Raw genomic sequence first — 26,104 nt, forward strand, 5'->3', positions numbered from 1 at the left:
CTCACTCTCCGGCATGTGCATAGGGCCCCATCGTCACACCGACGAAGCCGCCAGCCACTTGCGTTGAAAGGATTGTGCCGTCAGCGTTCTCCAGCAGCGGCACCCAGTCGCCTTCGTCGAAACGATAGAAGAAGTCGTACTCGGCGCCGCGCGCCCGAGCCATGAGCTGGACCGGGCTTTCGGCGCTGAAGGGCACGGCTACCAGCGTCTCGCCATCGGCCGGATCGCCGGGCCCGGCCCGCCGCTCGACGCGGATGGCAGTTTCTCCGTCAAGCCGTGAGACGGAGGCGAGGTACCAGTATTCGTCGTTCTGGAAGACGGCGAGACCGGCACGATCGCCATCGCGGCTTGGCGCGAAACGCACCTCGGTCGACGCCTGGGCGAAAATATGCTGCTGGCGGCGGCCGGCATAGGATGGATTGGCGAAATCCCCGAGACCGTCGGAACGCGGTTCGAGCACGAGATCGCCATTCTCGACACGCATCCAGTCGTCCTGGGGGTTGCGCACCGTCAACCAGTGTAGCGGCAGCGCATCCCCGTCGAATTCCTCGCGCACGGTAAAGGCACCCGACATCGGCACGGCGGGAGAGGACCTGTCCGGGAGTCCGGGGCGGGCCATGACCGGAGGGATTTCCTCGTCCGGCGCGGTGATGCGCGGCCAGCCATTCTCCCAGCGCACCGGCATCAGGAAGGTTTCGCGACCGGTATTGTACATGTCGCCCTGATAGGGGCGCACTGCCAGGAAAGTGGCCCACCAGTCTCCGTCCGGCGTCTGGACGAGGTCGGCATGGCCGGCCGAGGTGACCGGGTGCGCCCGGTCCGGCGGCAGGTCGCGCTGGGTCAGAATGGGATTGTTTTCCCAGGCCTCGTACGGGCCCATGGGCGCGTCGCTCTCCAGGACGACCTGGGAATGATTGATGGCCGTTCCGCCCTCGGCTGCCGAGAGGAGATACCGTCCATCCACCTTGTAGATGTGCGGACCTTCTATCCAGACCGGCTGCTGGGAAAAGTCGATACCGCCATCGACCAGTACGGTACGCGGACCGAAGGTTTCCAGGTTTTCCAGATCGAACTCCTGGATCCAGATGGCCCGGTGACCCTCATATTCCGGCGTCCGGTCGGGCGGACCGTTGTTGAGAATATAGGCGCGGCCGTCATCGTCCACGAAGAGCGAAGGATCGATCCCGCCTTCCAGGTCGGGCAGCCAGACGGGGTCAGACCAGGGACCGGCGGGATCCTCGGCCGTGACAAGGAAATTGCCGCCGCAATCGACACAGGTGTTGAGGATGTAGAAGACGCCATCATGGTACTCGATCGCGGGCGCGAACAGGCCGCGTGACAGGCCCAGATTGCCGAAATCGACCATGTCCGGCCGGTCGATCGCATTGCCGATCTGGGTCCAGTTGACCAGGTCCCGGCTGTGGAAGACCGGCAGGCCGGGATAGTAGGCGAATGTCGAGGTGACGAGGTAGTAGTCCTCACCGGCGCGTGTGTTCGAAGGATCAGGATAGAAGCCCGACAGCACCGGATTGCGGAACTCGCCGGGACCTGCCTCGATCTCGTGAACCGGGTCGGAACCGGAATATTCGAACCAGGCAAAACGGGCATCGCGTTCGTTCTGCCCGGCGCCCTGGCATCCGGCGAGGAGGGCGGCCGCGCTGGCTGTGGCAAGAAGGCGGGAAAGCATCAGGACGTCTCCATTTCGGCGGCGCAGTTCTTTGCGATGAATTCGGCGTGGGAGGGCATGTAGTCCGCAGAGGCGTGCATCGCCTGGCGGATCTGATCGAGCCGGCGCTTGGTCTCCTCCGGGCACAGCACCTCGGCGACAGGGTCGTAGGAGCGCGGCTGCAGGCGCTGGCCGATCATCACGGCAAACCAGGACGTGTCGTTGAACAATTCCTCGTTCTCCCGGAACACGCGGCCATAGCCTTCGAAGATGCGATACTTCTCCTTCAGGCCTTCTGGCACGTCCATGGTGCGGCAGTGATTCCAGAACGCGGTGTCGTCCCGTTGGGTCGCGTTGTAGTGAAGGATGATGAAGTCGCGCACCTGCTCGAACTCGGTCTTCGTGCGGGCGTTGAAACGGTCGATGTCGGCCTGTTCAAAACTCTTGCGCGGAAACATCTGCAACAATTTTGCGATGCCGGATTGGATCAGGTGGATCGAGGTCGATTCCAGCGGCTCCAGGAAGCCGGAAGACAGGCCAATGGCTACGCAGTTCTTGATCCAGGGCGTCTTGCGCCGGCCGGTGACGAAGCGGATCGGCCGCGGATCGGCGAGCGGTTCGCCATCGAGATTGGCCAGCAGGGTTTCGGCGGCCTCGTCGTCGGTGATGTGGCTGGAGGAATAGACATAGCCATTGCCGATCCGGTGCTGCAGCGGAATGCGCCATTGCCAGCCGGCATCGCGCGCGGTGGCGCGGGTATAGGGGGTGAGCGGTTCGACACTTTCGCACGGCACGGCCAGGGCCCGGTCGCAGGGCAGCCAGTGGGTCCAGTCGTCATATCCCGACTGCAGCGTCTGTTCGATCAGGAGACCGCGAAAGCCCGAACAGTCGATGAAAAGCTCGCCGTCGAGCCGCTGTCCGCTTTCCAGTTCGACGCTTTCGATGAAGCCGGTCTCGCCGTTCTGGTGCACCTTGACGATCTTGCCTTCCTGGCGCTTGACGCCGCGTCTCTCCGCGAACTGGCGCAGGAATTTCGAATAGAGGAAGGCGTCGAAATGAAAGGCGTAGGCGATGTTCGAGAGCGGGGATTTGCCCGCATCGATCGGGCGCATGAACTTGTTCGCCTTTCCCGCAACCGATTGCAGAGAGTAATCGGTGATCGGGAATGGCTCGCCCAGCGCCTGTCCACGCAGCCAGAATGCGTGGAAGGAAACGCCCTCCATGTCTACGCCGAAGGGGCCGAACGGGTGGAAATACGCGTCGCCCTTGCGTGCCCAGTCGACGAATTCGATCCCCAGTTTGAACGAACCCTTCGTCATGCGCATGAACTCGTTCTCGTCGAGCCCGAGCATGGTGTTGAAAAGCTTGATCTGCGGAATGGTTGCCTCTCCGACGCCGACAATGCCGATGGCATCGGATTCCACCAGGGTAATCTCGCCATAATCGGGGCCGAGAATCTTGCCCAGCGCCGCGGCGGTCATCCAGCCAGCGGTGCCGCCGCCCACAATGACGATCTTCCTGACACGCGGATCGCTCATCTCGTCCTCACACAGGTTGGGGTGCCGGGGTGGCCGGACAGTGTTGTCTGATAAAATCGCCATGCTTCGGCATGGCGCTCGCAGCGGCCTTCACCGCGGCATGCATCTGACCGAGCGCGTCTTCGATCCGGTCTTCCGGTGCAGCATCGACCAGCGGATCATAGCCTTGGGGCATCACGTTCTGACCAAGAAGCACGGCATGCCAGCTGGGCTCCGCGAACAGTTCGTCCTCATATCGGAACAGCCGTCCCTTCAGCCGGAACAGATCCAGCTTGCGCCGGAGTGTGTCAGGGATGTCCATGTTGCGGCACCGGTCCCAAAGCGGAACGCCGTGACGCTCATTGGCGTGATAATGCAGCACGATAAAATCGCGGATGTGCCGGAAGAGGAGTTCGGTCTGGCGGTTGTATTCTTCGATCCCGGCCGGGTCGAAGTCGCGATCGGGAAACAGCGCCATGAGGCGTGAAATTCCGGTCTGGGCGATGTGGATCGAGGTCGATTCCAAGGGTTCCAGAAAGCCCGAAGACAGCCCGATGGCGACGCAATTCTTCACCCAGGCCTTGTTGCGCCGGCCGGTGGTGAAGCGCAGCGGTTTGGGATCGCCGAGCGGTCTGCCGTCAAGATTGTCAAGGAGGAATTGGGTGGCTTCGTCTTCCGAGAGGTAATCCGCTGAGTAGACAAAGCCCGACCCGATGCGGTGCTGCAGCGGGATGCGCCATTGCCAGCCCGCGTCGTGCGCCGTGGCGCGGGTGAAGGGCGTCAGCTCGCCGGCACTTTCCGAAGAGACAGCGATCGCCCGGTTGCAGGGCAGCCAATGCGTCCAGTCCTCATAACCTGTCTTCAGCGTGTCCTCGATCAAAAGACCGCGGAAGCCGGAGCAATCGATGAAAAGCTCGCCCTCGATACGGCGGCCGTCCTCCATCTCGACGGCTTCGATGAATCCGTCCTCGCTGCGCTGGTGGACGTTCACCACCCTGCCCTCCCGACGCGTGACACCCCGGGCTTCGGCATATCCGCGCAAATAGCGGGCATAGAGAGCCGCGTCGAAATGATAGGCCCAGTGCACGCCGGAGACAGGGGTCTGCTTGTCGCGCGGGACGGGGCCAAACCGGTTCTCGTTCGCCGCGGTCTCGCAGATATTGTATTCGCCGAACGGAGCGGCCTTTCCGACGCCGCGGAACTTCAGCCAGTACTGGTGAAATTTCACGCCATTCATGTCGGCGCCGAAGCTGCCGAACGGGTGCATGTATCGATGGCCCGGACGGGTCCAGCCGACGAATTCAATCGCCGCCTTGAACGTGCCCTGGGTGGTGCGGATGAAGTCGCGTTCGTCCAGTCCCAACAGTTCGTTGAAATGCCGGATGGGCGGAATCGTAGCCTCGCCGACACCGACAATGCCGATTTGTTCGGACTCGACCAGGGTGATTGTCGTTACCCCATTGCCGATGAGGCGCGAGAGGGCTGCAGCCGTCATCCAGCCGGCCGAACCGCCGCCGACGATCACGACATTTCGCAGGGTTTTCGGATCGATCACGGGGTTGAGCCTCCTGCGGCGATACGAGCGAGCATCCGGTCATGTCCTGGCATGGATTCGGCGGACTGGCGTGCCATCTCGGCGATGCGCGCCGTACGTTCGGTGAGGGCCCGGCGGCCCAGGGCACCCGCCTGCGGATCGTGATTACGCGGGCGAACGCCCATCGCCAAGAACGCTGCGATCCAGCGTGTCTCGTCATGCACCAGGTTCTCGCGCCGTGCGATCCGCCCCCGGCTCTCGAACAGGGCGAGTGCGTGAGCCAGCTCGTTCGACACCGGCGTTTTGCGAGCGGCCTTCCAGACCGGCTCGCCACGCGACTGGCAGCGCTGGAACAGCCGGGCAAAGTCGCGGGCGGTCGCGATCTCCTCGCAGAAGAGCCGATTGTATTCACTGGCTTCTGCGGCACTGGACCCGGCATGGGGCAGAAGTCGCATGAAGCGCTCGCCGGCGCTTGCGACAAGGTGCATGTCAGCGGCGGCCAACGGGTCTAGTCGCCAGGCCGCGGGGCCGATGGCCAGGCAGTTTGCTTGCCACGGTGCCGGACGGAAGCCGCATGCATGATCTGCGAAATCGATACTGTCACTGCCCAGCATCGCAGACGCCTGGCCATCGTCCAAATAGTCGCTGGCGAAGGTGAGTTTGTTGTGGAGGGATCCCGCCAGAGGAATTTGGCGCAGCCAGCCGGCGGGCATGGCCCTGTTGGTGGTGAATGGCGGCACCGTGCCGTCCTGGGGGCGGCGCATGCAGGCGACGCGATCAAAGGGCAGGGGCGGATCGGCCCGCCAGCCCCCGCTGCACAGTTTGCGGACGATCCGGCCATCCGGTGTGGCGTCCACGAAGAAGTCGGCAGCCACCGGTTCGCCGGCAGTCAGGCGTATCGAGGCGATGCGCCCGTCATTGCCGTAGTCGATTGCGCCGGCCTCATCGTGCAGGACTTTCACACCGTTGCGCACAGCGATTTCGCGCAACAGGGTGGTATAGGCGTCGGCGTCAAGGTGAAACCCGTAGTCCAGCGTCGACAGGAAGGAGCGCGGATCCTTGGCAGGCGGTGCGAAACGATTATCGGCCGCGGCGCGGGTAGCCAGGGCATATTCGGCATAGGCCGGACTGGATACCCCGTCCGAAAGCCGGGCCAGTTGCTGATGAAAACGAACCGGGCCGATACCGGCACCGATCTCGCCGTAGGGCAGGAAGGCGCTTGATCCTGCGCCGGAAAAGTCCTCGAAACGCTCGCCGAGTTTGAAACTGCCGCTGCATCGGCGAATCGCGTCGGCGTCCGCAAGCCCCAGGGCAGCGTGAAAGGTGCGGATCGACGGCAGGGTGGACACGATATCGGGTATTGTCGGCGCACCGGTCTCCATGACCGAAATCTCCGGAGCGGCGCCCTGGAGCCGTTGCGACAGGAGCGCGGCGAAGCCCCATCCGGCCGGGCCGCCGCCGGCGATGAGGAGCGAGGAGAGCGGGCGCGGCGCGGTCATGGCTAGACGGCCGCTGCGGCCGCTGCCGCGTCGAGATCCAGTACGGCAGTATGGCGAGGCATGCTTTCTGCCCGTGCGGCCAGATCGGACCGAAGGCCTGCCATCGCGGCCAGGGCCCGATCGTCCGGATAGGCCAGACAGCGTGGATCGGTCCGTTCGGGCAGTATGCCCTGACCGATCATGACTGCCACCCAGCTCGGTTCGAGGAACACTCCGTGTTCGTAGGCAGCGACAATGCCGCGCTCGCGGAACAGCTCGATCTTGCTGGCCAGGCTGTCGGGAATGTCCATGTTCCGGCAATAGACCCAGAATTCTGTGTCCGTGCGCGATGTCGCCTTGTAGTGAAGGATCAGGAAATCACGGACCCGCGTGTACTCCACGTCCATGATACGATTGAACTCGGCTGTGTCGGCGGGATCCCAGGCCCCGGTCGGGAAAAGGTCGAGCAGATTGCCTATGGCGGCCTGGATGAGATGGATGGAGGTCGACTCCAGAGGTTCCAGAAATCCGGACGACAGACCGATGGAAACGCAGTTCCTGACCCATTGCTGCCGGCGCTTTCCCGCGAGAAAGCGCAAGCGATTGGGCTGGGCGAGCGGTTCGCCTTCCAACTGTTCGCGCAGCAGTGCCTCAGCGCGGGAGTCGTCCATGAAGGCGCTGGCATACACGTGGCCATTGCCCACGCGGTGCTGTAGCGGAATGCGCCAGGCCCAGCCCGCCTCCAGCGCCGTGGCGCGCGTATAGGGAGGAAATTCGTCCGTGGATGCGCTGGGCAGGGCGATGGCACGGTCGCAGGGGAGCCAGTGCGACCAGTCGTCATAGCCGGCTTGCATGGCCTGTTCGATGACAAGTCCCCGGAAGCCGGAGCAATCGATGAAGAAGTCCGCGGCGATCCGGCGCCCATCGTCCAGAATGACGGCCTCTGCGAAGCCGGATTCTTGTTGAAGTTCGATCTCGCGAATGCGGCCCTCGGTACGGGTGACGCCGCGTGTCTCGGCGTACTCCCGCAGGTAGCGGGCATAGAGCCCGGCGTCGAACTGGTAGGCATAGGAATAGGTTGACAGCGGCGAAGACGGATCGGTTGCCGGCGGGGCAAAACGATTTCGCCGGGCCATGGCGATCGGCAGGGAGAACGCGTCCAGCGGGCCGGCTCGGTGCGCTCCCCCTACGCGTGTCCAATGATGATGAAAGCCGATCTCGCTCCCGGGAGTGCCGAAGGCCCCGAAGGGATGCATGTAGCGGTCGCCGATCCGGTTCCAGTCGCGAAATTCGATTGCCAGCTTGTAGGTGGCGCGCGTGCGTCGCACGAAGTCGGATTCGTCGATGCCCAGACTGGCATTGAAGTAACGGATATGGGGAATGGTCGATTCGCCGACCCCTACAGTTCCGATCGTCTCGGATTCGACAAGCTGGATATCAAGTTCGAGCCCCTGCAGCCCATTGGACAGGGCGGCAGCGGTCATCCAGCCGGCCGTCCCGCCGCCGATGATAAGCACGCGCCTCACCCTATTGTCTGACATGCGCCTGCGGCCTCCCCACCGCTGAGGAGGCCAGCTTATGCGACGCGTTTTGAAGAGGTCAATGCGCGGCGCTGCCCGAATCTCTTCAATCCACGCCGCGAATCGCGACATTGACATCGTGAGACAAAAGGCGGACCGTGACATTGGTGCGACACTTGGGAGAGATCGCCCCTGCCGGGGATAGGGATAAGGTTGCGGGGCGGCAATTCTTGAGTTACTCAGACAATTAATCAGACATTTGCGCTATGCAAAATTATTAGCGCTAACAAAACGCATTCAAAGGGGAGGAAGTCTGATGGAATCAACACCAAACGTGCCTGCGCGCCCGTCCCGGCGCCCGGTCTTGCCGGGTTGGAAGGAGAGCGTGTCCGCATTGGCTCTGACAGCGCTTCTGGCGGGTGTGCCCGTCTATGCGCAGGACGATGATGCCGACGATGCCGAGGATAACGGCGACGAGGAGGTTTCCGAAATCATCCAGGTGACGGGTTATCGCTCCAGCCTGCAGACCTCGCAGACCATCAAACGTGATGCCGAGGTCGTGGTGGACTCGATCACGGCGGAAGATATCGGCGCGTTGCCCGACCGCTCGGTCACCGAGGCGCTGCAGCGTGTACCCGGTGTCTCCATCGACCGCTTCCGCGCCGGCGTCGACCCGGACCACTTCTCGATCGAAGGCTCGGGCGTCGTCGTTCGCGGTCTGACCTGGGTGCGTTCCGAGCTGAACGGCCGCGACACCTTCTCGGCCAATAACGGCCGCATCCTGTCCTTCTCCGACGTGCCGTCGGAGCTGATGGGCGGCGTGGATGTGTTCAAAAGCCCGTCCGCCGATATGATCGAGGGCGGCATCTCCGGGACCATCAATCTTCGCACGCGCCGGCCCTTCGACGGAGCGCCAACGATCGCGGCGTCGATCGAGTCCAGCTATGGCGACTTCGCCGAAGAATGGAAGCCGACGTATTCCGTCATGGCGTCCAATCGCTGGGACACCGGTACAAGCGGCGAATGGGGCCTCCTGTTCAACTATGTGAACTCGGAACTGACGGCCCGCTCCGACGGTCAGCAGATCTCGAATTACGGCGAGCGCACGCTCTACGACAACGGCAATGTCGTGGCGACGCCCGGCGCGTCCGAAGTGGGCACGGTCTGGTTCCCGCGCGGCGCGGCGTTCCGCTCGCAGATTTTCGACCGCACGCGCGAAGGCATCGGTGCGGCCGCCCAGTGGCGTTCCGAAGACCGCACCATGGAGGCCACGCTTCAGTATCTGCGCTCCGACTCGCAGCAGGCCTGGACCGAGCATGCGATGGAAATCGCCACGGACAACGTCGCCAACAACGGCGACTCCCAGGCGGTGCTGGGTACCCAGCTGGACTTCGGCCCCTCGGGCCTGTTCACCAGCGGTGTGCTGACCAGTGACAATACCGGCTGGCGTTCCGACCAGTTCAACGGCGACAATCGCACGCCGGCGGAAGGCCTGCAGTCGAACAATATCCGCCGCGATGTGGTCCAGGACTACGTCACCGAGGATATCGGCTTCAATTTCAAGTGGACGCCGAACGACAGCTGGTCGTTCAATTTCGACTATCAGCACGTCGAATCCACGGTCGATGTGGTCGATATCGGTGTTTGGGCATCGACGTACCAGAATGCCGCGATCGGCATTTCCGGCGACAGTATCCCCTGGGTCACCTTCGGTCCTCCGGGCCTGGACGGTACGCCGTGTGCCGGCGACCCCGGGACGCAGAACTGCCCGGGCTATTTCCGTCCGCCGCACGACAGTTTCTCGGACCCGTTCAACTCCTTCCCGCGCGCAGCGATGGACCACATCGAGCAATCGGAAGGCACGCTCGACGCCTTCCGGGCAGACGGGGAATACCATTTCAACAATCCCGACCGGTGGGCGGAATCCATCCGCTTCGGTTACCGGCGCGCCAATCGCGACCAGACCACGCGCTTCTCGACCTATAACTGGGGCGTGATCTCGGAACAGTGGGGCGGTGGCGGCCCGGTCTGGCTCGACCAGAGTGTGCCCGGCGTCGGTACACTGGGTGACCATTTCACGACATTCAGCTTCGACAACTTCATGCGGGGCCAGGTGCCGGTGCCGACGGGCGATCAGCCGCGCCTGTTCTGGGGCTCGAACATCATCGAGAACTTTGCGGAGGTCACGAATTTCGGTGTTGGGGTCAGCGATCAATGGCGCCCCACTACGAGCTGCGAAAACTGGGAACCGCTGGCGGCCCGCTGCGGCGAGTTAGTCGACGGCACGCCCTTCCTCTTGCAGGAAGTGAACCCGATCCAGGAAACCTCGGATGCGATTTATGCGATGCTCCGGTTCTCCAACGATCTGGACAACGGCGTCAGCGTGTCGGGCAACTTCGGTCTGCGCTACATCAACCTGACGCGCGAGACGCAGGGCTATCATTCCTTCACGGATGTCAGCTTTGCCACCGAGGCCGATTGCTCCACCGTGCCGGCGGGGCAGCTTCCGCCGGATTTCTGCCTGCTTTCGTTTGAAGAACGCGAAGCGGCCCGGGCCTTCGCGGACGGGTCCATCACGCCGAACACCACGTCGCACGACATGGAGTACTATTTGCCGAGCTTCAACGTCGTGGCGCGGCTTGAGAATGGTTGGCAGTTCCGCTTCGGGGCGTCCAAGACGATTACCTATCCCGATGTCGGTCTGACACGCAATTTCTACAATATCACCCTTCAGGCCCCCGTCTTCGACAATAACGGCGTGCGGGTCCTGGATCCGACGATCAACTCGACGGTGGGTAATCCCTTCCTCGATCCGATCGAGTCGATGAACTTCGACGCGTCGGCCGAATGGTATTTCGCGGATGTGGGCTCGCTGACCTTCGCGTTGTTCTACAAGCAGCTCGACAATGTCATCACCAACGGTACCGAGCGCCTGACCTTCACCAATAACGGTGCGACCTTCTCCGGTATCGTGACGACGCCGTCGAACTCGCCGGAACAGGGCACGGTCAAGGGTTTCGAAGTCGCCTACCAGCAGACCTACGACTTCCTGCCGGGATGGTGGTCGGGCCTTGGCATGAATGCCAGCTACACCTATGTCGACAGTGAAGGCGTGGTTCAGTCCACCCTCTCGGCAACCGACCCGGATGTGGCGGCCGGCCGTGTGGCCAACATCGATACCAGCCTCCTGCCGCTGCAGGGTCTCTCGGAGCATACGGTCAACGTGTCCGGCTTCTACGAGACCGACCGGCTGTCATTGCGCCTGGCCTATGCCTGGCGTTCGGACTTCGTGGTCACCGTCCGCGACGTGATCGTGCCGTTTGCGCCGATCATCCAGGAAAGCGGCGGTCAGCTCGACGGCTCCGCCTTCTACTCGATCAACGACAATATCCGCATCGGTGTGCAGGGTGTGAACCTGCTCAACCAGGTGACCCGGACGAGCCAGGTCCTCAATGACGATCTGCTCACGGCGCCGCGGTCATGGTTCATGAACGACCGCCGGGTTTCCTTCATCCTGCGGGCGACTTACTAGCGTCGCCGAAACAAGGGGGCGCGGGACCGGTCCGGTTCCGCGCCCTTTTTCATGGACTTGGAGGAGGACGAGATGACGACAGGGTTGAACCGCCGCCAGGCTCTGGCGCTCACCGCGGGGGGGCTCGCTGTCTGTGCCGCTCCGGGCCTTCTGGCCCAGGAAGGCCCATCGCTTCACGAACTGGCCCGGACCAAGGGCATGCGCTTTGGCACGGCGGTCGGCATGGGGCGCCCCGGGACACTGACGGGCGCCTTCAGCGATCCGGCCTACCGCGCCATCGTCCAGCGTGAATGTGGCATTCTCGTTCACGAGAATGCGCTGAAATGGTACGTCCTGCGCCCGGACGAGGAGACGTATTTCTTCACCCCCGCCGATACGCTTGTCGACTTCGCCACCGAAAACGGGTTGGCGGTGCGCGGACACACCTTGTTGTGGAACCGCGAGGAGTTCTCCCCGGCCTGGGTGAACAATTACGATTTCGGCAGCCGGCCTGCCAGCGAAGCCGAACGCCTGGTGCGCGAACATATCGCGACCGTTGTCGCGCATTATCGCGGACGCATCACGTCCTGGGATGTGATCAACGAAACCATCGATCCCCGGACCGGCCGTTTGCGCGAGACCTCGCTGACCCGGCATCTGGGCGAGAATATCGTCGACATCGCTTTTGATGCCACGCGTGAAGCCGATCCCGGCGGAGAGCTGGTCTACAACGACTATATGAGCTGGGAGGCCGGCCACGAGATGCACCAGGAGGGCGTACTGCGCCTCCTCGAAGGCATGCGCGAGCGCGGCGTCCCGATCGATGCGCTGGGCGTGCAAAGCCATATCGGGTCCGGGAATTTCGACGAATCCACCGGTTTCGACACCGCACGCGACGAGCATTGGCGCGGCTTTCTGGACGGTGTTACCGGGCTCGACCTCGACCTGCTGATCACCGAATTCGACGTGCACGACAAGAATTTGCCCTACGACATCGAGAGCCGCGATACGGCAGTGGCCGATCTGGCACGGCGATACCTCGATCTGATGTTCTCCTATCCGCAGACCAAGGACGTGTTGTGTTGGGGATTGTGCGACCGCTATTCCTGGTTGCAGAATCTCTGGCCGCGTTCCGATGGCGAGGCCAAGCGGCCCACACCGTTCGATGCGGATTACCGGCCCAAACCGCTGTACGACGCGATCGCGGCCGCATTCCAGGCTGCTGCGCCGCGATAATCTTCCGTCAGTCCACAAACCCTGCCATCGTGAGACAGGTCCCCGGCAGAGGGGCGCGATGGGGAGGATCGAATGAGCAAAGACAGCGATAAGGATCGCGAGGCGGCGCGCCGGGCCTATTGGCGCGAGAACCTCACCCTCATGGGCATTCTCCTGGCGATCTGGTTCACCGTCTCCTTCGGCTTTGGCATCCTGTTGCGCGACTGGCTGGACCGGTTCTCGATCGGTGGAGCACCGCTGGGTTTCTGGTTTGCCCAGCAGGGCGCAATTTATGTCTTTGTAGTGCTGATCTTCGTTTATGCGGCGCGCATGACCCGGATCGAACGCAAATACCGGTTCGACGGGGAGTAGGCCGATGGACGCGACCCTGATCTGGACCGCCGTTTTCGTCATCTCGTCTTTCGGGCTCTATATCGGGATCGCGATCTGGGCGCGAGCTGCATCGACCGACGAATTCTATGTCGCAGGGCATCATGTCCCTCCGGTCTTCAACGGCATGGCTACCGCCGCTGACTGGATGAGCGCCGCCTCCTTCCTGTCCATGGCCGGCATTGTCGCCTTTGCCGGCTATGACGGTTCGGTCTATCTGATGGGCTGGACGGGCGGTTACGTGTTGCTGGCCCTGTTGCTCGCGCCCTATCTGCGCAAGTTCGGCAAGTTCACCGTTCCGGATTTCGTGGGCGACCGCTATTACAGCCAGGCCGCCCGGATCGTGGCGGTGATCTGCGCGCTCTTTGTCTCCTTCACCTATATCGCCGGCCAGATGCGTGGCGTGGGCATTGCGTTTGCCAATTTCCTGCATGTGCCGGTCGAGATAGGCGTTATCGTCGGGGCGATCATCGTCCTGTTCTATGCTGCGCTGGGCGGGATGCGCGGCATCACCTACACGCAAGTGGCGCAGTATTGCGTCCTGATCTTCGCCTTCATGGTGCCGGCCATTTTCCTGTCGCTGCAGATTACCGGTACACCGATCCCGCAGTTGGGCTTCATTGGCAACGCCCAGGATGGCACGCCGCTCCTGATGTCGCTCGACCGGACCCTGACCGACCTCGGCTTCCAGCCTTACACCGAGGGCGTCAAATCTAAACTGGACGTTTTCGCCATCACCCTGGCGCTGATGGTTGGCACGGCCGGCCTGCCGCACGTCATCATCCGCTTCTTCACCGTGCCGCGTGCGTCAGATGCCCGCCGTTCGGCCGGCTGGGCGCTGGTCTTCATCGCCATTCTCTACACTACGGCGCCGGCCGTGGCAGTATTTGCCCGGTCCAACTTCATCGACACGGTCAATGAGAGCACCTATGCGGCGGATATGCCGGCGGAGGACCGGCCGGCGGACGCCACGCCGGCCTGGTTCTACAATTGGGAAGAGACCGGTCTGCTGGGATTTACCGACCACAATGGCGACGGCCGTATCCAGTACCGCGCCGATCCGGAGACCAATGAGGTGACCACGCTGGATCGTGACATCTTCGTGCTCGCCAATCCGGAGATTGGCAATCTGCCGGCGTGGGTGATCGGTTTGGTCGTCGCTGGCGGACTTGCCGCTGCGCTGTCGACCGCGGCGGGCCTTCTCATGGTGATCTCCTCGGCCGTTTCCCACGATCTGTGCAAGAAAGTGCTCATGCCCGGGATGAGCGAGATGCGCGAGCTCCTGATCGCACGCTCCGCTGCCGTGGGTGCCGTGATCGTCGCGATATTCGCCGGCATCTATCCGCCCGGCTTTGTGGCGGCCGTGGTGGCTTTCGCTTTCGGTCTGGCAGCCGCCAGCTTCTTTCCGGCGATTTTTCTCGGCATTTTCTGGAAGCGGATGAACAAGGAGGGGGCCATCGCAGGCATGCTGACCGGCCTCCTCGTGACCGGTGCCTATATCGTCCACTTCAAGATCGGTTTTTCCGCGGTTGTGATCGGCGTCGTCGCGCTCGTGCTCGCGGCCGCTTCGGGCATTCTCTACTACGGCACCCGCAAACAGGGCGATGCGACGACGGTTCCGCTCTATATCGCTATCGCGCTGACCCTGATCTCTGCGCTTGGACTGACCGGTATACTGCCGGACCTCCCGACGGGCTCGGACGAGGACTGGTTCCTGGGGATATCACCCGAAGGCTTCGGCAGCGTCGGCATGCTGCTCTCCTTGGCTGTGTCGATCGTTGTGGCGTTGGCCCGGAGGGCACCGCCGCAGGAGGTGCAGGACATGGTGGAAGAGATACGTCTGCCTTCGCCAACAAGCCCGGCGGAATAGCCGACGACTTCACGCTGGTTTGACGGTCGCTTCACTTTCCTTTGATGCCAGGCCCGGTTTTGCGGGGCGGATTCGCGCACCATTTGCCTGAGCGGCGCCGATGGGGCGCTCCAAGCTTCAAGGAAAGATATTCATGTCCAGCTTCACTCTTCACACGGCGGAGACCGCACCGGAAGACGCCCGGCCCCTGATCGAGAAGTCCCGGTCCGCCTTCGGGATGCTGCCCAACCTGCATGCCGTCATGGCCGAGTCGCCGCAACATCTCGAGGCCTATCAAAACTTGCATGCCCTGTTTCAGGAAACCTCCCTGGGCGTTGTCGAGCGCAACGTGGTCTGGCTGTCCATCAATGTAGAACACGGCTGCCACTATTGCGTGCCCGCGCATACCGGTATCGCCAAGTCCCAGGGCGTCAGCGACGGACTGATCGACGCGCTGCGCGAGGGCCGGGCGCTCACCGACCCGCGGCTCGAGGCGCTGCGCCAATTCACGTTGAAACTGGTGCGCGAGCGCGGCCGCGTCAGTGAGAGCGATGTAAACCTCTTTCTCGCTGCCGGATTCACCCGCCGTCACATACTCGAAATTGTGCTGGGCGTGGCACAAAAGGTGATGTCGAACTATGTCAATCACTTGGCCGACACGCCCGTCGACGCTCCCTTTGCCAAGTTTGTATGGACACCGTCCGCCGAAGCTGCCCAATAGGCCGGCCCCGGACTTGTGAGGGCGGTGGTTGGCGTCGCCCTCACTTCCCATTCACGTCATCGCGACGAGCGCGAGGCTGGAACCCACGATCCACACTCCCGTGAAGAGCTTCAGCCGGAAGGCGCCGAGCGTCTGGGCAATCCACCGTCCGACATATCCGCCCAGGACAACAGCCGGCGCGGCAAAAACCAGTATCTCCGTAACCACCTGGCCGGCCGCGATGTGATGGCCCACCCCAGCCAGCACGCTCAGCGCCGAGCATATGACGGCGGGTGCCACACAAAGCTCCAGCGGGTAGCGGCGCAGGAACAGATAAAGCGCCAGCATCTCCCCGACGCCGACCGAGAACAGTGCTGTTGCAGCTCCACCCAACACGCCAATGCCCAGGACGCAGATGCGGTCCATACGCGTCAGGCCGGCAGAGCTTTCGTCCGGGGCGTCCCTTCTTGCCAGCTGGGCGAGAAGCAGCAGGCCCAGACCTATGGAAAAGCCCTTGAACAGAAACAGCGCCGTCTGGCCATCCACAAGACTGAAACGTTGGGTCAGCAGCAGCGATGGCAGCGCGCCGGTCATGGTCAAGGCGACGACAAGTGGTAAATGTTCGCGAGCCGCGCGCTCGCCCGGCATCGGTGCCGGGCGCCAGAGCCGTGCAATCCAGGTCAGGCTACCGGCCGACATGCCGAAACACTGGATCGCAAAGCTCACACCGACCACGGTTTGCGGGTCGAGTGCAGAAAGGCCTCCTTCGCGCAGGAGATTGAAGACCGGCACGAAAACCACGCCTCCACCGACGCCCGTCGAATTCGCGATGCTGGCTCCGAAAACGCCGATCAGCGAAACCGGCCAGAGATCCGGCAGCATGGCCGTGTCAGGCCGGCCCAGAAGCCAGACTGCCAGATAGCCCAAGCCCAACGCTCCGGCGCCGGTCCCGATGAGGAGGGATAGAATGCGGGGTGTGGCCGGTATCCGGTCCCCCAGTCTTGTCACCACGTTTCCAGCCCCCAGCCTGCCCATCTTGCTGCGCCTATCCGGCGTCACCGCAATCGCGCGCTGCATCCGTGTCTGAGTCAAGCTGGATATCACCGATGCCGATTTCTCCGCCCGAACCCGTCGTGCGCAGAATGAAGACAGTATCGATGGCGCTCATGTCCACGCCGGCGTCAGCGAAGCAGGCCAGGCTGAGGCGGTATTCCTGCCATGGACCGGTTGGCAGGGTGACGGGCAGGAAGCGGTTGCAGTCTGCGTTGCTGTTGCAGCCCATCCCGATTTCAACCGTAACCGGGTCGGACGGCACGTTGCGGGCGCGGAAGGATAACTCCATGGCTCCATTGGACTGACGGTTGAGATCGGCCGGCTCGTCGGCCTCGATGCGCAGGGCATCGCCCGGCGCTGTCCAGACGAGACGCAGCGAATCTTCCTGGCTGACGCGATCGGTGGCCGACACTGTCAGCGCACCCGCACTGGCCGGCAGGCTGTCGACGTCGATCAGCGTTCCGTCGGCCCCGGCCAACCGGACCTGCCAGGGCGCCATGGCCTGGCCCTGGGCAAAGAAGGTGTTGCTGGACGACCGGTCTTCCGCCGACAGGCCCGACTCTTCAGGCAGGGCCGCAAGATTGCCGTCACTGGCGTAGCTCAGCCCGTAGCCGTAGGCGAAGAGCGGATCGTAATCCGCATCGCCGGCATTGAGTGTCGCCTGAAGGGCTGTGCGCGGCCAGGAATAGGACAGGCGTCCGGTGAAGTCATAGCCATCCCCGGCATCGAACAGCAGATCGGCAACACCGCCGCCTTCGCTGCCTGGAAGCCAGGCGGCGACAAATGCATTCGAGGCGTTGATCTCCGGATTGGTCCACAATGGCCGGCCGGACAGGAAGACCGAGACGACGGGGATGTCCATCTCGCCAAACCGGTCGAGCACGACCGGGTCGAAACCCGTGGGCTCGAAGTCGACATGGTCCCGGTCGCCCTGGAATTCGGCGTAGGGGTCCTCGCCATAGACCGCGATCACGACATCCGCCTCGACCGTTTCGTTGTCACCATTGCGGTCGAAAATCACCGTGCCGCCGGCCGCTTCCACAGTTTCGCGGATACCGTCGAGGATGGTCTGGCCGTTGGGAAAGTCGGAATTCTCGATGCCACCGCCTTGCCAGGACAGGGTCCAGCCGCCGGAAGCCTTGGAAATACTGTCTGCGCCGTCGCCGATCACAAGCACACTCAGCTCGGCGTCGAGCGGCAATAGTCGATCCTCGTTCTTCAGCAGCACCAGAGACTCGCGCACGGCCTGGCGAGCAATGGCGCGATGTTCGTCCGAGCCCAGGATCGTGGTGTCGCCCGCCAGCGGACGGGTCGAGGGCAAACCGCGTTCGAAAATGCGGGCAGCAATCTTCACCCTCAGGATGCGGCGTACGGCGTCGTCCAGCCGCTCCATCGGGATCGTGCCCTCGCGGACGTGGCGAAGCGTACTCTCATACAGACCCCGCCAGCTGTCCGGGGCCATATACATGTCCAGCCCGGCATTGAGGGCCTGCGGGCAGTCGGTCGCCGAGCAGCCCGGCAGCGTGCCGTGACCGTTCCAATCGCCGACAACGAAACCGGTAAAGCCCATTTGTTCCTTAAGGACGCCGGTCAGCAGCGGGCCGTGACCGTGCATGCCTTGTCCCCACCACGAGGAAAAGGAGGCCATGACGGTTTGGACGCCCGCCGGGACGGCGGTGAAATAGCCCGCGCCGTGAATGTCGCGCAGCTCGGCTTCGGATATCTGCGCATCGCCCTGATCGCGCCCGTCCAGCGTGCCGCCATCGCCGAGATAGTGCTTGGCCGAAGAGATTACCGAACCCACGCCCATGAAGTCGGCGGACCCGTATTGGCCCTGCAGGCCCGCGACGATGCGGGGAGCATATTCAGCTGCGATTTCAGGATGTTCTGAGAAGCCTTCATAGGTTCGGCCCCACCGGTCATCGCGTGGCACGGCAAGAGTGGGTGCGAAGGTCCAGTCGTGTCCCGAAACGGACAATTCCCGGGCGGTGACGCGGGCTATGTCTTCGATCAGGTCGGGATTATGCGTCGCGCCCAAGCCGATATTGTGTGGGAAGACTGTGGCGCCGATCAGATTGGCATGGCCGTGCACGGCATCGATGCCCCATATAATCGGGATCGAGACCTCCACCCCCTCCTGTTCCAGGGAGGCCTGGTAGTAGGCATCGGCGGCCTCGAGCCAGGTTTGTGTATCGGCATAGGGAAGAGGGCCCGGCGCTGAATTGCCGCCCGACAGGACCGAGCCGAGATGATAGTCGCGCACGTCTTCCGGCGTGACCGAGCCGCTATCGGCCTGGATCACCTGGCCTACCTTCTGCTCCAGGGTCATGGTCGCCAGGATTGTCTCGACCCGGGCTTCGACCTCGGGGTCGAGCGGCAGTGGATCGAAGCGTGGCCAATTGGCCGGATCGATGACCGGAGTGTCCGTGGGCGATGTGCTGTTGGCGGTCGTATCGTCCCGGGCCGTCGCAGGCGGCTCGCTGCAGGCGGCCATGAGGCTCAATACGCAGGCTGGTGCTGCAGCAGACGAGAGTATGGATTTCAGTGTGCGCGGCATGGATTTCCCCTTAGAATTCGCAGTGTCGCCGAATAAAGACGACGTTGTCTTTTCGTCTTTCTTGCATTGGTGTCGTGCAGTCATGAAAGGGCCTGGCTCCTGGCTCAATCGCTGGCCGATGCCTGACCGGTTGCGGTGGTGTCGAGAAATGCAGCGATCCAAAACACGGGCGCGTTCCAGTTGATGGCGACTTCGTTGAGTGCGTAGGCGCGGTAATCGTCGGCCCAGCAGGCTTGCGGTTCGCATGTGCCGCGCATTTCCCGGGCGACGGGATCAGCCATGTTGGAGGCATTGGCACCTCCGGAAACGGCCCCCGGCGGAGCTTCCGGATACTCCGGATCGGCGCCGGCGCCCCAGAAACGATGGTGCGGATAGCGCATGGACCGCTCGCCATAGCCGGCAATATAGGACTGATCCAGCGCATTGCGGCCGAGCAGGTAGTCCATCGCGTCGACAACGGCGTTGCGGTAGCGTGCATCGCCGGTCAGATCGTAGGCAGTCGCAAGGACGATGCCGCGATTGGCCAGATTGCCGTTCGAGCCCCAGACGTATTGCGATCTCTCAAAGGGAAAGGCATAGCCCTCGCGCTCGCGGTCGGAGAGATACTTGTCGGCTGCTGCCAGGACCGTGTTCCGGGCTGCTATCCCGAGCCCGGACGGGACGGTATCGGGACCGAGTGTCGCAATACTCAGCGCCGGCAAAAGTCCCACGGAGGGCCAGGCGATGTCGGCGTGTTCGGCGGTGAATGCGGGAGCCTCTTCCGGTTGATCGGCATCACGGGCCAGATCGTCCAGATAGCGCTCCTCGCCCGTGGTCAGGAAAAGCTCGGCCGCTGCCCAGTCGAACTCGTCAGCAAGGTCGTTATCACCATAACTCCCGCCACCGTCGAAATTATTGTAGGCGAAGATGTCGGGATGGCGGTGAGCGGCGTCATAGGCTCGTTCGGCTGCGTCCAGGCAGCGTGCGGCAAAGTCGTCGTCCCGGCTGCGCCAGACCCGCGCGCACTGTGCAGCCGCGGCGGTCAGGTTCAACGTCGCAGCGGTGGAAGGCGGCTGCAGGAAGCGCTGTTCGTCGGCGTCCGAGGGCAGGATGGGAAGCGGCAGCCACGCGCGTTCGTGCATCTTGTGATGCGCCAATCCAGATCCGTCGATCACCGTGATGTCCAATGCCGCCTCGTCGCTCTGGCGGCCTTTCGCAACAGCCACTTCGGCGCCTTCAGGCACTTGCATGGCCAGCATCCATTCCAGGTGCCAGCGCGCCTCGTCGAGAATGTCGGTAATGCCGTTGCCGTTCTCCGGCAGCGGAGCGCGGCCATCGCCCCAGCCCAGGGCATCCGGACCGCCGAGACGATCCAGGCGTTCGACGAAATTCTGCAGTGTCCACACCGAAATCCCGCCATTGACGACATACTGGCCATAATCGCCCGCATCCGCCCAGCCGCCTGTAACGTCCCGCGTATAACCGCAGCCCGGCCAGTGATTGCCAAGCCGGTCCTCGCCGTGAAAACAGGTCAGCTCGGAATTCTCGAACCCGGCGGCCCGCGCCCATTGCGGGCCGGGCGCATGCTCTGCTTCGATCGGCGTACCCAGCCGGTTGAGATAGAAATAGGTCAGTGTATCGACGCTGAGCTGTGCGTAGGGATTGTCCACGACCTCGAAGGGCCGGCCCGTCGTGCCGCAGGCCTCCAGCACATAGCCCTGCCCGGCGGTGTCCAGCGCACCGAAATCGATTCGGTGGACATGGTCTCCCGAGCTGTCGTCAGCTCCGAAGACCAGGCTCTCTCCGTGCAGGACGGTGCTTCCGTCCGGCGCGACTACGGACCACATGACAGGTTCGCTGTGTCCGGTACGCAGGATCGCCGTTTTGGACGCATCCGGTTCAAAGCCGAGATGGCTCATGCGGATGGCCGGGGCGCCGTCAACGGTCGCAGCGGCAGGCTCACAGGTCTCGGCCGAGATACCGGTTGTGGCAAGTGCAGTGAGCAGCGCCGCGGTACCGGCGCGGCAGTGGATGGAACAGACGAGCGACACACTTCCTCCCGGATCGCTATGATTTGGATCTTGCCGGCTTTTGACCCGGTGTCACGACGCAATGTGTCGGATGAACCGTCCCTGCCGTCTTGACAGACCCCTTGTATGCCGACGAAGGTGTCAGGTACTGACAACGCTGTCAACAATGACAGGAAGCAACCGCCTGGGGAGGGCGGAAGGGGATTACTGGTCCGCGAGCACACGGCTCGCATAGCGGCTATCTCTTTGTATTTATGCCTGTCTTCGGTGTGTCAGATCAGGCCTTCGGCGATCGCTTCAAAATGGGTGCCGATGGTTTGATGGAACAAGGCCGCCTGTCCCTCCTGGCGGCTTGGGAGAACTGATGCGCAGCCAGGGCCACCGGGTCGACTGGCTGCGTTCTTTCATTGTCGAGGGGCGGGATAACGGGAGAGGTGCCGCGTGAAGAGATCGATCAAGAAGATTCTGGCCGCGATGCTGTGCGCCGGGATGACGGCCGTGGCTTCGGCCCAGGAGGGGTTGGAGGCGCATTCCCAGCGAGTGCGTGGTCTGGTGTCTCAGATGACACTGGAGGAGAAGCTGGGGCAGCTGACGCAGGCAGCGGGCGGTCGGTCGATGTCGCTTAATTCCCGGCTCACACCGGACGAGCTCGATCGCGTCCGGCGCGGCGAAGTGGGGTCCTACCTGCATGTGGCCGGCGCGGAACCCCTGGAAGAACTGCAACGCGTCGCTGTCGAGGAGAGCCGTCTGGGAATACCGCTCCTCTTTGCGATGGATGTGGTCCATGGCTATCGCACGCTTTTCCCCGTGCCGATCGGCATGGCGGCATCTTGGGATCCGAATGACTGGACCGTAGCGGCGCGCATTTCCGCAGAAGAGGCAACGGCGTCGGGCCTGCACTGGACCTTCGCTCCGATGATCGACATTGCCCGCGATCCGCGGTGGGGCCGGATTGTGGAGGGCGCCGGGGCCGATCCCTATCTCGGTGCCCGTATGGCCGAGGCGCAGGTGCGCGGCTATCAGGGCGAGAATCTCGCCGCCCGCAACACGTTACTGGCGACGGCGAAGCATTTCGGCGCCTATGGCGTTCCCCTGGGCGGGCGCGATTACGGCACGGCCGACATTTCCGAGCGCAGTCTGCATGAAATCTATCTGCCGCCCTTCCACGCCGCGACCCGGGCAGGAGCTGGCTCGATGATGACCGCCTTCAACGATATCGCCGGCGTCCCGTCCACAGCGAACGAGCACCTTATCGACGGGGTTCTGCGCGGGGTCTGGGAATTTGACGGCCTGATGCTGAGCGACTGGAACGCGATCGCGGAACTGATCAATCACGGCATTGCGAGCACCCGCGCGGAAGCTGGTGCGCTGGCGCTGCGTGCCGGTGTCGACATGGACATGACCAGCGGGGTGTTCGGGCGCGAATTGGCCGAGGCGATTGCCTCCGATCCTTCGCTGTTGGCCGATCTCGATCTTGCCGTTGCGCGTATTCTGACCGCCAAGGAGCGGCTGGGCCTGTTCGACGCCCCTTATGCCTATCACGATGCCGGACGAGAGGCTTCCGCCCTTCTGACACCGGATAGCCGGGCTGAGGCGCGCCGCATTGCAGCCCGGTCCATGGTGCTCCTGCGCAACGAGAACGAAGCCCTGCCGTTAAACGAAGGGGCCGGACGCATCGCCGTGATCGGTGCCCTTGCCGAGGATGCGATGACCCAGCTGGGCTCCTGGCGTGCACGGGGGCAGGCCGAGGATGTTGTTACCATCCTGGACGGGTTGCGCGAGAATGCCCCGGCGGGCGTTCAGGTCGAGTACTCGGCCGGGGCCGCGCCTGGCAACGAGGATCGCTCCGGGATTGCGGACGCTGTCGAGCTTGCTGCGCGCAGCGATCATGTCCTGCTGGTTATCGGCGAGCCCTACTCTCTTTCGGGTGAGGCGCGCAGCCGGTCTGACTTGCGCCTGCCGCAAAGCCAGCGGGCCCTGGCCCGGGCCGTGCTGGAAACCGGCACGCCGGTCACAGTATTGCTGGTCACCGGACGCCCGCTGGCGATCCCCGATCTTGCCGACCGGGCGGATGCGATCCTGAATACCTGGATGCTGGGGGTCGAAGCGGGCAATGCCGTAGCAGACGTGGTTTTCGGCGCGGTTTCTCCAGCCGGCCGTCTGCCGGTGTCCTTCCCGCGTACGACCGGTGCCGTGCCCTTCACCTATTCTGAAAATCCGGCCGGACGCCCGGCGCATCCCGATCTTGATCGCGATACCAACCGGTATATCGACCAGCCCATCACGCCGCTGTACGCTTTCGGGCATGGGCTAAGCTATGCGCGCTTCGAATATGGCGAACTGAGCGTGTCCGCTGCGAGCGCCGGTCCCGATGAAACCGTGATCCTGTCGGTTCCGGTTACCAACACGTCGGGCCGTGCGGCCGATGAGGTGGTGCAGCTCTATATGCGCGATCCGGTGGCATCCATCGCGCGGCCGCGCCTGGAATTGCGCGGCTTCGAGCGGATCACGCTCGAGCCGGGCGAAACCCGCACCGTCAGGTTCGAATTCCGCCCCGCCCAGGCCGCAATCTTCCGCGCCCCGGGGATATGGGATGTCGAAGCCGGCCGACTGGACTTCCATGCCGGTGCGGCCTCCGACGATCTGCGGGCCTCAGCCTCGCTCGAGATCGGCGGTACGGCGCAGACATCCGTGCCGGCGGCGGCTATCGCGACGCCGGGGAGCAGCGAATGATGCGGCGGCGCGACTTCCTGCTGGCATGCGGCGCGGCCGTCGCCACGGCAGGATGCAACCAGCCAGCAACCAGAGGGCCGGGCGTCGTGGAGCGCCTGGACCCGGCGCTCGACGCGCTGATCGATCCGGCCGTGCAGGCCGAGGTGCTGGGAGAGGGGTATGGCTGGTCGGAAGGGCCGGCCTGGGACCGTGACCGCATGTGTCTCTACTTCACGGACGTGCCGGGCAACACTGCCTATCGCTGGGCGCCGGATGACGGGGTTGGCGTCTTCCTCGATCCGTCCGGGATTCCAAGGGAGCAGGCGGGCGGGTTTCGCGAACCGGGTGCGAACGGGCTCTGGTACGCGGGAAACGGACATCTCCTGGTGTGTAATCACGGCCGCCGCGCCATTGAGCGGCTGGACGTGGCGTCCGGCCGGCGAACCGTCGTGGCGGACCGCTTTGCCGGTGAGCCCTTCAACTCGCCCAACGATCTCGTTCAGGCACGGGATGGAACCATCTATTTCACCGATCCGCCCTACGGGCTGGAAGGCCTCGATGCATCGCCATTAAAACGCCAGGACGCGAACGGGGTCTACCGGATCGCGCCTGATGGCGGCGTGATGCGCCTCGCAGCGGACATGACCTTCCCAAACGGGATCGCATTATCTCCGGACGAACACAGTCTCTACGTCGCACAGTCCGACTCCGCCGCGCAGCAGATCCGGCGCTTTGAGCTCGACGGAGCGGGCGGGGTTCGCGATGCCGGGGTCTGGTTCGATGCCAGCCGGTTTGCGGGGGAGGGGCAGCCGGGCCTGCCCGACGGGATGGCGGTATCGGCCGACGGCCATGTCTTTGCTACGGGGCCGGGCGGAGTTCTGGTGCTCTCACCGGAGGGCCAGTGTCTGGGACGGATTCTCACCGGTCGCGCCACAGCGAACTGTGCCTTCGGCGGCGACGGATCCGATCTCTTCATCACTGCCCATGACCGTCTGCTGCGCTTGCCGACGCGTGTACGGGGCGTGCAATGGAACTGATCGGAGAGTATCGCGCTGTCATCGCCACGATCGCCGCAGTGGCGGGGCTTCTTGTTCTGATCCTGCGCTTTCGGATGAATGCGTTTGCGGCACTCATCCTGGTTGCGACCTTGGCAGCACTGGCGGCGGGAATGGCGCCGGGTGAGGCTTTCGACACCGTCATTGCCGGCATAGGCGGAACGCTGGGTTTTATCGCCGTGGTGATCGGGCTGGGAGCCTTGTTCGGTGCCATTATCGAGGCATCGGGCGGCGTGCAGAGCCTTGCGGCCCAACTGTTACCGGGTGTGGGCATCGGACGCGGACGCTGGACTATGAGTGCGCTGGGACTTCTCGCCTCGATCCCGGTCTTCTTCGATGTCGCCCTGATCATCCTGGCGCCGCTGGTGTTTGCAATGGCCGAGCGGGCGAAACGTCCGGCCCTGGCTTTCGGACTGCCATTGCTGGCGGGGCTCGCTACGGCCCATGCCTTCATTCCGCCCACGCCGGGGCCGATCGCCGTGGCGGAAATTCTGGGAGCCGATCTGGGATGGGTGATCGGTTGCGGGATGGCTGTGGGCGTATTTGCCGTGGCCCTGGCCGGACCGGTCTACACGGCGTGGCTCGACAAGCGAGGCGCCTTGCCTGTGGGTGTCCCTGCCGACCCGTTGCCGGCAGACGACAGGCCGGCAGCAGGCGAGGTGCGTGCAGGAGCGGGGCTGACGGCGGGTCTGATACTGTTGCCGCTTGTGCTGATACTGGCCGGTACCATGGCCCGTTCCGTGCTGGCGGCAGGGCCGGTGAGGGCCGGTTTCGAACTCGTCGGGCATCCCTTCGCCGCCTTGCTTATTGCCTGCGGGGCAACGCTGTGGCTGTTGCCGGCGCAGAGTCCGGAGCAAAAGTCGCGCCTCGGCGATGCACTGGGCCGAGCGTTGGAGCCGGCCGGGGCTGTGATTCTGGTCACGGGCGCGGGCGGGGCCTTCAAACAGGTTCTGGTCGATACGGGAGCCGGAGCACAGTTGGCCGACGCCGCGTTGGGATTGGGCATGACGCCGCTTGTCGCGGGATACGTCATTGCGCTGCTGGTACGCGTCGCGCAAGGCAGTGCCACCGTGGCGATGATCACAGCGGCCGGGCTGACGGCGCCGCTGGCCGGGGCGGCTGGCCTCGGTGCAGCAGACCTTGCTCTCGTCGTGATCGCAGTAGCCGCCGGGGCGACCGGCTTGTCACATGTCAACGACTCGGGCTTCTGGTTGGTCAATCGCATTTTCGGCCTGTCCGAGGGGGACACGCTGCGCACCTGGAGCGTTGCGGCCACGATTGTCAGCCTGGCAGGCTTTGCCGGAAGTCTGGTCCTGAGCCTTCTTGTCTGACGTCATG

16 protein-coding genes are annotated in these 26,104 nt (G+C 63.6%); 8 read left to right on the top strand and 8 right to left on the bottom strand.

Annotated features, from left to right (window positions below):
* Position 1: 1 nt before the first annotated feature.
* Genes Q1U94_RS11845 through Q1U94_RS11865 form a run of 5 tightly spaced genes read right to left on the bottom strand, consistent with a single transcriptional unit; the run spans position 2 to position 7,712 of the window.
* A complete protein-coding gene (locus tag Q1U94_RS11845) occupies positions 2 to 1,687 on the bottom strand; it encodes a glycoside hydrolase family 43 protein (RefSeq protein WP_300544894.1) in 1,686 nt (561 codons plus the stop codon).
* Positions 1,687 to 3,204: a tryptophan halogenase family protein gene (locus Q1U94_RS11850; protein ID WP_300544896.1), complete on the bottom strand. Its 1,518-nt coding sequence runs from the start codon at positions 3,202 to 3,204 to the stop codon at positions 1,687 to 1,689. Before Q1U94_RS11850 ends, Q1U94_RS11845 begins: the two co-directional genes overlap by 1 nt.
* A gap of 7 nt (positions 3,205 to 3,211) precedes the next feature.
* A complete protein-coding gene (locus Q1U94_RS11855) occupies positions 3,212 to 4,738 on the bottom strand; it encodes a tryptophan halogenase family protein (protein ID WP_300544898.1) in 1,527 nt (508 codons plus the stop codon).
* A complete protein-coding gene (locus Q1U94_RS11860; protein WP_300544900.1) occupies positions 4,735 to 6,216 on the bottom strand; it encodes a tryptophan 7-halogenase in 1,482 nt (493 codons plus the stop codon). Before Q1U94_RS11860 ends, Q1U94_RS11855 begins: the two co-directional genes overlap by 4 nt.
* A 2-nt stretch (positions 6,217 to 6,218) precedes the next feature.
* Entirely contained in the window at positions 6,219 to 7,712 is a 1,494-nt protein-coding gene (locus tag Q1U94_RS11865) for a tryptophan halogenase family protein (protein ID WP_300544902.1), read from the bottom strand.
* A 388-nt stretch (positions 7,713 to 8,100) separates the two neighbouring features.
* Here Q1U94_RS11865 and Q1U94_RS11870 point away from each other — a divergent pair, with 388 nt between their 5' ends.
* The 5 genes from Q1U94_RS11870 (at position 8,101) to Q1U94_RS11890 (ending at position 15,401) form a co-directional block, all read left to right on the top strand.
* Positions 8,101 to 11,247 (top strand): TonB-dependent receptor, encoded by a 3,147-nt coding sequence (locus tag Q1U94_RS11870; RefSeq protein WP_300544904.1) that lies wholly within the window; start codon positions 8,101 to 8,103, stop codon positions 11,245 to 11,247.
* Between the two features lie 72 nt (positions 11,248 to 11,319).
* Positions 11,320 to 12,462, top strand: coding sequence for an endo-1,4-beta-xylanase (locus tag Q1U94_RS11875; RefSeq protein ID WP_300544906.1), 1,143 nt, complete (start codon positions 11,320 to 11,322; stop codon positions 12,460 to 12,462).
* A gap of 72 nt (positions 12,463 to 12,534) precedes the next feature.
* The gene (locus tag Q1U94_RS11880) at positions 12,535 to 12,813 is read left to right on the top strand and encodes a DUF4212 domain-containing protein (RefSeq protein ID WP_300544908.1); all 279 of its coding nucleotides are present in this window, start codon (positions 12,535 to 12,537) and stop codon (positions 12,811 to 12,813) included.
* A 4-nt stretch (positions 12,814 to 12,817) separates the two neighbouring features.
* Positions 12,818 to 14,701 (top strand): sodium:solute symporter family protein, encoded by a 1,884-nt coding sequence (locus tag Q1U94_RS11885; RefSeq protein WP_300544910.1) that lies wholly within the window; start codon positions 12,818 to 12,820, stop codon positions 14,699 to 14,701.
* Between the two features lie 133 nt (positions 14,702 to 14,834).
* The gene (locus Q1U94_RS11890) at positions 14,835 to 15,401 is read left to right on the top strand and encodes a carboxymuconolactone decarboxylase family protein (protein WP_300544912.1); all 567 of its coding nucleotides are present in this window, start codon (positions 14,835 to 14,837) and stop codon (positions 15,399 to 15,401) included.
* A 51-nt stretch (positions 15,402 to 15,452) separates the two neighbouring features.
* Here the strand turns inward: Q1U94_RS11890 and Q1U94_RS11895 are convergent, their stop codons facing one another.
* From Q1U94_RS11895 to Q1U94_RS11905, 3 genes are all read right to left on the bottom strand, one after another.
* Positions 15,453 to 16,262, bottom strand: coding sequence for a sulfite exporter TauE/SafE family protein (locus Q1U94_RS11895; RefSeq protein WP_300544914.1), 810 nt, complete (start codon positions 16,260 to 16,262; stop codon positions 15,453 to 15,455).
* A 163-nt stretch (positions 16,263 to 16,425) separates the two neighbouring features.
* Positions 16,426 to 18,990 (bottom strand): exo 1,3/1,4-beta-D-glucan glucohydrolase, encoded by a 2,565-nt coding sequence (locus tag Q1U94_RS11900; protein ID WP_300544916.1) that lies wholly within the window; start codon positions 18,988 to 18,990, stop codon positions 16,426 to 16,428.
* Positions 18,991 to 19,094: 104 nt separating this feature from the next.
* Positions 19,095 to 21,020 carry a glycoside hydrolase family 9 protein gene (locus Q1U94_RS11905; RefSeq protein ID WP_300544918.1) on the bottom strand — a complete coding sequence of 642 codons (1,926 nt, stop codon included), beginning with the start codon at positions 21,018 to 21,020 and terminating at the stop codon, positions 19,095 to 19,097.
* 420 nt (positions 21,021 to 21,440) lie between these two features.
* Here Q1U94_RS11905 and Q1U94_RS11910 point away from each other — a divergent pair, with 420 nt between their 5' ends.
* The 3 genes from Q1U94_RS11910 to Q1U94_RS11920 are packed head-to-tail and all read left to right on the top strand — an operon-like array spanning position 21,441 to position 26,097.
* Positions 21,441 to 23,732, top strand: a complete 2,292-nt coding sequence (locus Q1U94_RS11910; RefSeq protein ID WP_300544920.1) for a glycoside hydrolase family 3 N-terminal domain-containing protein — start codon at positions 21,441 to 21,443, stop codon at positions 23,730 to 23,732.
* Positions 23,729 to 24,748, top strand: a complete 1,020-nt coding sequence (locus Q1U94_RS11915) for an SMP-30/gluconolactonase/LRE family protein (protein WP_300544922.1) — start codon at positions 23,729 to 23,731, stop codon at positions 24,746 to 24,748. Before Q1U94_RS11910 ends, Q1U94_RS11915 begins: the two co-directional genes overlap by 4 nt.
* The gene (locus Q1U94_RS11920) at positions 24,739 to 26,097 is read left to right on the top strand and encodes a gluconate:H+ symporter (RefSeq protein WP_300544924.1); all 1,359 of its coding nucleotides are present in this window, start codon (positions 24,739 to 24,741) and stop codon (positions 26,095 to 26,097) included. The genes Q1U94_RS11915 and Q1U94_RS11920 overlap by 10 nt, the downstream gene beginning before the upstream one ends.
* Positions 26,098 to 26,104 lie beyond the last annotated feature (7 nt).

It is taken from the genome of Maricaulis sp., from assembly GCF_030149515.1.
GTDB lineage: Bacteria > Pseudomonadota > Alphaproteobacteria > Caulobacterales > Maricaulaceae > Maricaulis.

Excerpts from the sequence above, each read along its gene's own strand:
- Q1U94_RS11875 (WP_300544906.1), top strand. The coding sequence starts at position 11,320 with ATGACGACAGGGTTGAACCGCCGCCAGGCTCTGGCGCTCACCGCGGGG.
- Q1U94_RS11890 (WP_300544912.1), top strand. The coding sequence starts at position 14,835 with ATGTCCAGCTTCACTCTTCACACGGCGGAGACCGCACCGGAAGACGCC.
- Q1U94_RS11915 (WP_300544922.1), top strand. The coding sequence starts at position 23,729 with ATGATGCGGCGGCGCGACTTCCTGCTGGCATGCGGCGCGGCCGTCGCC.
- Q1U94_RS11895 (WP_300544914.1), bottom strand. The coding sequence starts at position 16,262 with ATGCTGCCGGATCTCTGGCCGGTTTCGCTGATCGGCGTTTTCGGAGCC.
- Q1U94_RS11885 (WP_300544910.1), top strand. The coding sequence starts at position 12,818 with ATGGACGCGACCCTGATCTGGACCGCCGTTTTCGTCATCTCGTCTTTC.
- Q1U94_RS11850 (WP_300544896.1), bottom strand. The coding sequence starts at position 3,204 with ATGAGCGATCCGCGTGTCAGGAAGATCGTCATTGTGGGCGGCGGCACC.
- Q1U94_RS11845 (WP_300544894.1), bottom strand. The coding sequence starts at position 1,687 with ATGCTTTCCCGCCTTCTTGCCACAGCCAGCGCGGCCGCCCTCCTCGCC.
- Q1U94_RS11860 (WP_300544900.1), bottom strand. The coding sequence starts at position 6,216 with ATGACCGCGCCGCGCCCGCTCTCCTCGCTCCTCATCGCCGGCGGCGGC.
- Q1U94_RS11920 (WP_300544924.1), top strand. The coding sequence starts at position 24,739 with ATGGAACTGATCGGAGAGTATCGCGCTGTCATCGCCACGATCGCCGCA.
- Q1U94_RS11900 (WP_300544916.1), bottom strand. The coding sequence starts at position 18,990 with ATGCCGCGCACACTGAAATCCATACTCTCGTCTGCTGCAGCACCAGCC.
- Q1U94_RS11880 (WP_300544908.1), top strand. The coding sequence starts at position 12,535 with ATGAGCAAAGACAGCGATAAGGATCGCGAGGCGGCGCGCCGGGCCTAT.